5 protein-coding genes are annotated in these 5,348 nt (G+C 62.9%); 4 read left to right on the top strand and 1 reads right to left on the bottom strand.

Annotation, left to right across the window (positions count from 1 at the left end; translation table 11 throughout):
• The 4 genes from ABEL04_RS15700 to ABEL04_RS15715 form a co-directional block, all read left to right on the top strand.
• Positions 1-2,544 (top strand): efflux RND transporter permease subunit (locus tag ABEL04_RS15700; protein WP_375803347.1); only part of this gene is annotated, 2,544 nt, incomplete at its 5' end.
• Between the two features lie 1,084 nt (positions 2,545-3,628).
• Positions 3,629-3,844, top strand: coding sequence for a hypothetical protein (locus ABEL04_RS15705; RefSeq protein ID WP_375803348.1), 216 nt, complete (start codon positions 3,629-3,631; stop codon positions 3,842-3,844).
• Between the two features lie 51 nt (positions 3,845-3,895).
• Entirely contained in the window at positions 3,896-4,129 is a 234-nt protein-coding gene (locus tag ABEL04_RS15710; protein WP_375803349.1) for a DUF4160 domain-containing protein, read from the top strand.
• Positions 4,116-4,529, top strand: coding sequence for a DUF2442 domain-containing protein (locus ABEL04_RS15715; protein WP_375803350.1), 414 nt, complete (start codon positions 4,116-4,118; stop codon positions 4,527-4,529). The genes ABEL04_RS15710 and ABEL04_RS15715 overlap by 14 nt, the downstream gene beginning before the upstream one ends.
• A gap of 375 nt (positions 4,530-4,904) precedes the next feature.
• On the opposite strand, the gene ABEL04_RS15720 is transcribed toward ABEL04_RS15715, so the two are convergent.
• On the bottom strand, positions 4,905-5,255 hold the full coding sequence (locus ABEL04_RS15720) for a hypothetical protein (RefSeq protein ID WP_375803351.1): 351 nt from the start codon (positions 5,253-5,255) through the stop codon (positions 4,905-4,907).
• Positions 5,256-5,348: the final 93 nt, after the last annotated feature.

Consider the following 5,348-nt stretch of genomic DNA (forward strand, 5'->3'; position numbering starts at 1 on the left):
GAGCGGATGCGCACGCTCGGGGTCTCGCTCTCGGAGGTCATGGAGGCGGCGGAAGGCTCCAACGAGAACGCGGCCGGGGGCGTCTACCAGCAGGACGGGCGCGAGGTGCTCATTCGCGGCATCGGGCGGACCAACGAAATCAAAGAAATTGGAGCGACGGTCGTGGCGAGCCGGGACGGCACGCCGATCCGGCTTCGGGACGTCGCGGAGGTGAAGATCGGCACCCAGCGGCCCCGCCTCGGCACCGGATCGGTGAACGGCGAATCGGCCGTCATCGTCTCCATCCAGAAGCAGCCCGGCGCCAACACCCTCGAACTCACCGACCGCGTGGCGGCCGAGCTCGACCAGATCGAAGGGCAGCTTCCCGCCGGGATGGAGGTGAACCGGTCGATCTTCCGGCAGGCCGACTTTATCTCGCTGGCCGTCAACAACGTGGTCGAGGCGCTGCGCGACGGGGCGCTCCTCGTCACCCTCATCCTGTTTCTCTTTCTCTGGAACGTGCGGACGACGGCCATCTCGATCCTTGCCATTCCGCTCTCGCTGTCGGTGGCCCTGGTGGTGATGTACGGCCTCGGCATCACGATCAACACCATGACGCTCGGGGGACTCGCCATCGCCATCGGGGCGCTCGTGGACGACGCGATTATCGACGTGGAGAATGTCTTCCGGCGGCTCAAGGAGAATGCGCAGCGACCGGAAGAGGAGCAGAAGAAGGTCCTCCGGGTGGTCTACGAGGCGTCGATGGAGGTGCGCGGCCCCATCCTGAACGCCACGCTCATCATCAGCGTCGTCTTCGTCCCCCTCTTCTTCCTGTCCGGCGTGCAGGGACGACTCCTGCAGCCGCTGGGCCTGGCCTACATCGTCGCGATCCTCGCGTCGCTCCTCGTGGCCGTGACGGTGACGCCAGTCCTCTGCTACTACCTGCTTCCGCAGTCCTCGACAGTCCAAGAGGGGGAGGAGACGTGGCTTGTCCGACAGCTGCACGGGGCCTATCGCTCAGCCCTGGACTGGGTGCTTGGGCACTCTCGCTTCGTGCTCGGGGCTGCGGTTCTGCTTCTGGTGGCCACGCTGGCGACGCTCCCGTTCATGGGACGCGGCTTTCTGCCGGAGTTCCAGGAGGGGACGCTCGTCATCAGTGCCGTCACGGCGCCGGGCACGGGGCTACAGGCCTCCACCGACATCGCTCGGGAGATCGAGGAGCGGCTGCTGGAGCATCCGGCCGTCGAGGCCACCTCCCGCCGTACCGGCCGCGCCGAGCTAAGCGCCCACGCGCAGGGGGCCAACGCCTCCGAGATCGACGTGCAGGTGGACCTCTCGGCGATGGAGATGAGCGAGGTGACCGCCGACGTGCGCGCTCGCCTCGCCTCGATTCCAGGGACCAACATCACGATCGGGCAGCCCATCGGGCACCGCATCGACCACATGCTGTCGGGCACGCGGACGGACATTGCCCTCAAAATCTTCGGCCCGGACCTCTACGAACTGCGCGACCTGGCGGACCAGGTGCGAGGAGCCATCGCGGGGACCGACGGTCTCGTCGACTTGTCTGTCGCCCGGCAGGCCGACGTGCCCCAGCTCCGCCTCTATCCGAAGCGCCAGGAGATGGCCAAGTACGGCGTCACGCCCGGCCGGCTCAACCACGCGGTCGAGGCGTTGGTGGGCGGCGAGGTCGTTTCCCAGGTGCGCGAGGGGCAGCAGACCTTCAACCTCACTGTGCGACTCGACTCCGCTGGCCGAGCCGGGGCCGAGTCCATCCGCAACGTCCTCATCAACACGCCCGTCGGGCCGAAAGTGCCGGTCTCCCGCCTCGCACAGGTCCAGCACGAGCGCGGCCCCAACACGATTAGCCGGGAGGACGTGCAGCGCAAGATTGTCGTCTCGGCCAACACGAGCGGGCGGGACGTGGGCAGCGTCGTGGCCGACCTGCGGCAGCGCATCGCGAGTCAGGTCGACATGCCCGAAAACTACTACTATGAAGTCGGCGGGCAGTACGAAAACGCCCGGCAGGCCTCCCGGCGGATCGGGGGACTCTCGCTGGTGGCGCTGCTGGTCGTCTTTCTCCTCCTTTATCAGGAGTTTGGCAGCGCTCGGGCAGCGACGCTCGTCCTCGTCAACCTCCCGCTTGCCCTCACGGGTGGAGTCGCCGTCCTCTTTCTCTTCCTCGGCGGCACGCTCGACATTGCGGCGATGGTCGGCTTCGTCACCCTCTTCGGCATTGCCGTGCGGAACGGCATCCTCCTCGTGAGCCACTACATCACCCTGCACCAGGAAGACAAGTCGCTCCGCGAGGCCGTCGTACAAGGCTCGATGGAGCGGCTCAACCCCATTCTCATGACGGCCCTCACGGCAGGCCTCGCGCTCGTTCCCCTCGCCCTGGGCGGCGGCGAGCCGGGCAAAGAGATCCAAACGCCCCTCGCCATCGTGACGATTGGGGGCCTGCTCACCTCGACCTTCCTCAACATGGTCGTCGTGCCCGTCCTCTTCGACCGCTTCGGCGACGCGGAGCAGCTGCGGCAGGAGCGGGCGGAAGACCTCGCGGCGTGATTCTCGCTACGTGTGGGTCCGCGACGACGCGTGGACGGGACCTGTAAAGAGAATGCGGACGGAATGCGGAGATTCCCCACAGCTGAAATTGAGGATTGCCCCTTGTTCGTGACCAGGGGCTTGCGTATCCATGGCCCACATGCCCAGACAATCAACATTCTCCCAGCATGGTCATGGATCTTCCCTTCAAGACCGAGCAGTTTCTGGGCGTTTTCCGCCAACATGGCCCTCTCAGCCCGCGTAAAAAAGAAAACCCTCCAGGTCGACCGACCCAGAGGGGTAGGTGCAGTGCCCGAGATGGGATTCGTGGTAAACGCAACCGCCGAGAAGTCCCGAGGATTGATGGAATATCGGCCTCTGTAGCCGTTGAGTGGAGAAATAGGACGTTGCATGCCAAAACGGATTGGGTCATCGCAGAGGACTTATGGGAACTCAACCCTGACAGTAGCCCTGAGAGTCTGACGCGGGAGAAGGGGGGCTCAGAGACTTTCGATTCGGCGATCTCGATGTGGCTGGGTAGGCGGTTCAGGCCGGGTCCTCGGGCGCACTCACTCCCAGACGCCGGTGGCAGAATCTCCAAGGGAGTGTCGATCAGGAGTATTGCCTCCGTCGGCGGCGTCTTGGCCGTAGAGCACTACCCGGAAGTAGCCGATCCGGCTGGCCTGAGGATTTTGATACGGGGTCGTCTTTCCGTGCTGCGAGGAGCCACTCGCCCGTGCTTAGAGCGCCCGAGTTGCCTCTTTTCATTTGCTCACCAACGGAGCTGTGCTGAGGAATTACACGTCCATTGCACGGCTCTCCCATCCGACTCACGCGGGTGCTGCGGTGCCACATCTCCGGATTTGGGCGCTCACGGAGGGGGCCGTCGGAATTGCACGTCGAATAAAACATCTTTGCACATCTGCCTGCACTTTCACGGGGGCGCGATTCATGCTCCTCGGAATACATAGGGTGGGGGGACTTCACTTCTCGGAGTGAACCCAGAGCCGTCGTTGCGCACAGGTCAACTGCACACTACTCGAAACAACCTGTTCCGTGTAGTGTCAGATTCATTCCATTCGACGTGCACGGCCCCTCTCGACCGATGGACCCCGACGATCTCATCAGTTTCAGCGACGCGGCCCGCGAAATTGGGTGCAGCCGGACCACGCTCTACCGCGCAGCCGACGATGGGCGCCTCAACGACGTGGAGGTGGGCTGCCGTCGAATGCTTCTTAAAGACGAGTCATGGGAGGACTTTGAGCCCATCCTCACAGGGGCCCGAGCACAGAAACGTTCCGATGAAGCGGAGTCCGAATGAGCGCGGTCTGTACGAGAGACGACTCCTCTCGAACTGCAACCACACGGCGTAATGCCCACAATTCTTCGTGAGGGGCCGTATCGGGTGCACTTTTACGCGCAGGATCGGCTCCAAGAACCGCCGCACGTTCACGTTCAGCGGGACCGCAACGAGGCGAAATTTTGGCTCGACCCGGTGCGCCTGGAGCGAAGTGGTGGTTTTCCCCGGCACGAGCTCCGTGAGATCCGGCGCCTTCTCGAAACCCACGAACAAGACCTTCTCGACGCTTGGAATGCCTACTCGTAAGCACGCCCCCGACACGACCGCCCGCGACACTGCCCGGATTGTGGAGGCGGAGGTCAACGAAGACGAACTCACGGTTCACCTCGAAGACGGCCGCAGTGTGACGACGCCTCTCGAATGGTACCCCCGATTGGCATTTGCGACCTCCGAGGAACGGCAGAATTACGAGATTACTGGACGCGGCCGCGGCCTCCATTGGCCCATGCTGGACGAGGATCTGTCTGTGCGCGGTATGCTCTCGGGCACGCCTTCCGCAGAAGGCCCGGAGAGCCTCAAAGGATGGAAGAAGGCCCTTAAGGAACGCCGTCGCCTCCGTGAGGAGGGAGAGGAGCCCCCGCCATGGGGAACGGGCAAGTACCGCATTCCCTACAGCGATTTCATTGACGACGACACGAGGGAATAATCGTCGTTCGCTTCCACAGTCTCCGTCACTCGAACGTCTCGTGGCTCTCCATGCAGGCCTTCCACTCCGGGTGATTTCGAAGATTCTTGGACACTCAAATCATATCGGTCTTGTATAGAAGGTGGCAGATGTCAGCAGGCCTCGTGGGCGCTGGGGGCCGGGAGCGGGAATTCAAAAATCGGATCTCAAAAGGGCAATCATCCGGCGCAGTCGCCTCTGCCGCGAGTCCGAGCGGTGGCTCCGCCGGAACGAGTACTCGCTGAGGTAGCGGTAGGCATGACATTTCGAAGAGGTCGTCTCCTTGATGTCGTCCTCCGGTTCTGCTACCTCCTCCAGGCGTAGCTCTCCCAGGACGTAGTCTGGTTCCGAATGTCTCTATAACGGCGGGATTGGAAAGTCATCGCTCTCATTTACGCTCGGCAGGTCCAGGTTCATCGAGTCCGTTGTGGTTCCATCCCCGCTTTCGACCTCCAAGTAGAGATTTTCGAATTTGTACCGATAGGTCTGCTCCGTTTCGGCGAGAGGCGCCCCAAGCATCTCCCGCATGTTGGCGACCGAGGTTCCAGGCTGGACGTACCGGAGCAGATCGCTCGGGACAGTCTTGTGCTCAAGCAGGAGATACCTCGATTCGGTGAACAGGTAGCCCTCCCGTTGCAAATACGCAACCGCGAGGGTGCCCAGCACACCAGCGATAAATCCCGCGAGCGTAGAAAGCGCAAATCCCATAGGGCCGATGTTCTATCGAAATTGGCGATTCGAGCGAGATGGCTATTCACGAGTGGGGAGCCCGTCGGAAAGTGGGTCGATCCGGTCGGCATG

The sequence above is a fragment of the Salinibacter sp. genome (assembly GCF_042218895.1).
Taxonomy (GTDB): Bacteria; Bacteroidota; Rhodothermia; order Rhodothermales; family Salinibacteraceae; genus Salinibacter.

What these genes read in the sequence shown, in the direction of transcription:
- ABEL04_RS15705 (WP_375803348.1), top strand. Translation starts at nt 3,629, where the DNA reads ATGGACCCCGACGATCTCATCAGTTTCAGCGACGCGGCCCGCGAAATT.
- ABEL04_RS15720 (WP_375803351.1), bottom strand. Translation starts at nt 5,255, where the DNA reads ATGGGATTTGCGCTTTCTACGCTCGCGGGATTTATCGCTGGTGTGCTG.
- ABEL04_RS15715 (WP_375803350.1), top strand. Translation starts at nt 4,116, where the DNA reads ATGCCTACTCGTAAGCACGCCCCCGACACGACCGCCCGCGACACTGCC.
- ABEL04_RS15710 (WP_375803349.1), top strand. Translation starts at nt 3,896, where the DNA reads ATGCCCACAATTCTTCGTGAGGGGCCGTATCGGGTGCACTTTTACGCG.